We start from the raw sequence: 256 nt of genomic DNA, 5'->3' as shown, positions 1-256 counted from the left end.
GGCCGCGCTGCACGATCCGGTCGGACCGCGCGACGAATGGCCCGCGCTGATCCGCGAATTCGTCTCGCTCGCGCACGCGCACGGCGGCCGCGCCGCGTTCTATCAGGTGCGCGCCGACGCCCTGCCGCTCTACCTCGACGCCGGCCTCACGCTGATGAAGCTCGGCGAGGAAGCGCGCGTGATGCTGCAGGAATTCGACCTCAAGGGTCCGCAGCGCGCGCATCTGCGCTACGCGCTCAAGCGCGGCGAACGCGAC

General features: G+C 71.5%; 1 protein-coding gene. It reads left to right on the top strand.

The window, feature by feature from the left end:
* Window positions 1-256, top strand: a 256-nt coding sequence (locus SB786_RS36885; protein WP_410731670.1) for a phosphatidylglycerol lysyltransferase domain-containing protein, incomplete at both ends; no start/stop codon positions are given.

Origin of the sequence: Burkholderia sp. SIMBA_062, from assembly GCF_046534765.1 — a bacterium.
Classification (GTDB): Bacteria; Pseudomonadota; Gammaproteobacteria; order Burkholderiales; family Burkholderiaceae; genus Burkholderia; species Burkholderia ambifaria.
The sequence above is the reverse complement of the archived record's forward strand: the minus strand, read 5'-3'. Positions and strand labels throughout refer to the sequence as shown.